Source organism: Flavobacteriales bacterium, assembly GCA_013214975.1.
GTDB lineage: Bacteria > Bacteroidota > Bacteroidia > DT-38 > DT-38 > DT-38.
On the sequence record JABSPR010000432.1, the window covers coordinates 1 to 2,562 of the forward strand.

Genomic DNA, 2,562 nt, shown 5'->3' on the forward strand with positions numbered 1-2,562 from the left:
ATCAGTTGCAACGAGAAGAAAAAGTAGATGAAAATGGAGAGGTATTCATTGAAACAACAATTGAAGACATAACAATAGCAAATAGTTTACTCAAAGAAATCTTGTTAAGTAAAAGTGATGAACTAAGCGGAGCTTGTAGAAAATACTTTGAGCAATTAAAGGAATACCTATCAGAAAGAGACAAAGCAAATGATAGTCAGCCGGACACCGGCTTTGATAATGCAACCATTAGAAAAGTATTGCGAATGAATCATAGCAATCAAAAGCGATACATGATAGAATTGCAACAAGTCGGATTAATCAAGAAAAATAAAGGGAATAAAAAAGCAGGTTTTACTTATGAAGTAACAAGTACAGAAGAATATGAGCAACTACAAGAAGGGATTAATAATGTGTTAGATAAAGTATTAAAAGAAGTTCAAAGTTCAGAAGAAGTTCAACAGCTAAATGAACCACTTAATCCCAATAATATCAAGAGAAATACTAAGAAGTTCAAAAGTTCACATGAAGTATAACAGGAATGAAAAAACTCCCCTTATCCAATCCCAACTTCAGATACTTAGAACAAAGCTTTAGTGAGTGGTTAGATATTTTGGGATATGCACCAACAACAGTTTATGGATTACCAATACACGTAAGAGAATTATTAGTTTATCTGGAGGAACAAGAACTCAAAAACATCAATCAATTAGAGACTTACCACATTAACGATTACTACAAACAATTAAGCATAAGAAGTAATAATATAAAAGGTGGAGCATTATCAAGCAGTCATTTAAACAAGCATATCCAAGCAATTAGAAAATTTTGCGAATACCTCAGACAAGTAGGAAGAATAGATTTACCAGAAATCACATTAAAAAACGAAAAGTTAGAAGACGATAAACCAGAACATTTAAGCCAAGCAGAAATACAAGAACTCTTTAAATCCACCCAAAAAGAATATCCAAGAAATAGCCGAACATCAGAAGAATTTATAGCAATCCTAAAAGCAAGAGATAGAGCAATGCTTGCTATTTGCTACGGCTGTGGAGCAAGAAGGACGGAAACCGTCAGTTTAACAATTGGAGATATAAATTTTGACAGAGCTGTACTCCATATTAGAAAAGGAAAACGCTACAAAGAAAGATTAGTTCCCATCAGTAAACAATCCTTAAAACACTTACAAGAATGGATTTACGATTACAGACCACAATGGATAAATAATAATAGAAAAACAGATACGCTATTTATTAGTGAAAGAGGAACAAAACTAGGAGGACAAACATTATTACTAAGACTGAAAATACTACAAGAACTCACAGAAAATACAAATCTCCAAAACAAAGAAGTCGGACTACACACACTCAGACATTCAATTGCAACACATTTATTACAAGCAGGAATGCCATTAGAAAGTATCAGCAGATTTTTAGGACACAGTTCTTTAGAATCCACCCAAATCTACACACATCTGGTAGCACCAGAAAGCAATTAAAAAGATGACATACAACGAATACTTAAAACAAAATCAATACGCTAAAAGCACGATAAAGAGCAATGAAATTATGGTGTTGAACTTTATTACTTGGCTAGACCAACAAAACATAGAAGCAGAAAATGTAAGCAATAGAGATTTACTAGTTTACATCAAATATTGCCAACACAAAGAAATGCAGCAAATAACCATAGAAAGATATTTCAATGCAATCAAGCTATTTTATGCCTTTAAAGTAAGCACAGGAACAATAAAAAGCAATCCAGTAACCAACATCAAAATCCAAGGAATAAAACGGAAGAAACTCTATCACACTTTTACAGCAATAGAACTCAATCAAATTTACAACAACTACAATCCCGAAACCATACCACGCAATCAAGGCAGAAACCCTAAAATACATTTGCTCATAGAACAACGAAATAAAGTAATGTTAGGACTGTTTGTTTATCAAGGAATCCAATCTTCAGAACTAAGCAAATTAGAAATAGAACATATTAAATTACGAGAAGGACAAATAGAAATACCAGGAACAAAAAGAAGCAATACAAGAATCTTACAATTAGAATCCCAACAAGTATTAGATATTTACAACTACATTTTACAAGGGAGACCAGAAATACTAAAACTAAGCAAACAAGAAACAGAACAGCTCTTCATTAGTCCAAAAGGAGGAAAAGACCAAAGCAATTACATTAGTGCTTTAATGCGAGAGTTGAAAAGGCAAAACAGTAATATTAAAAATGCCCAACAACTCAGAACAAGTGTAATTGTAAAATGGTTGAAACAATACAATTTAAGAGAAACACAATACAAAGCTGGTCACCGTTTTATCAGTTCAACAGAAAGCTTTTTAGTTAACGAAACAGAAGGATTACAAGAAGAAGTCAACCAATTTCATCCATTAGGATAACACATAAATCCTCACAAAATAAAAGCTTCGTTCCTCGCGAAAAGCTCAAAACTTGCACAAGCTTTTATTTTGTTCCCCATCCATCACACAAAAGCTTTATCACAACACATTTTTTAGGGCAGCCCAATTTTAGCATATTGCTTTACATATTGTCATTAAAAATGAACAATCA

Annotated in this window: 3 protein-coding genes; all 3 read left to right on the forward strand. The window is 32.7% G+C overall.

Translation table 11 applies throughout. The features are described 5' to 3' along the window. Positions 1 to 515 (forward strand): hypothetical protein (locus HRT72_13435; GenBank protein ID NQY68711.1); only part of this gene is annotated, 515 nt, incomplete at its 5' end. A 5-nt stretch (positions 516 to 520) separates the two neighbouring features. Beyond that, positions 521 to 1,477, forward strand: a complete 957-nt coding sequence (locus HRT72_13440) for a tyrosine-type recombinase/integrase (GenBank protein ID NQY68712.1) — start codon at positions 521 to 523, stop codon at positions 1,475 to 1,477. 4 nt (positions 1,478 to 1,481) lie between these two features. Beyond that, positions 1,482 to 2,390, forward strand: a complete 909-nt coding sequence (locus tag HRT72_13445) for a site-specific integrase (protein NQY68713.1) — start codon at positions 1,482 to 1,484, stop codon at positions 2,388 to 2,390. Positions 2,391 to 2,562 lie beyond the last annotated feature (172 nt).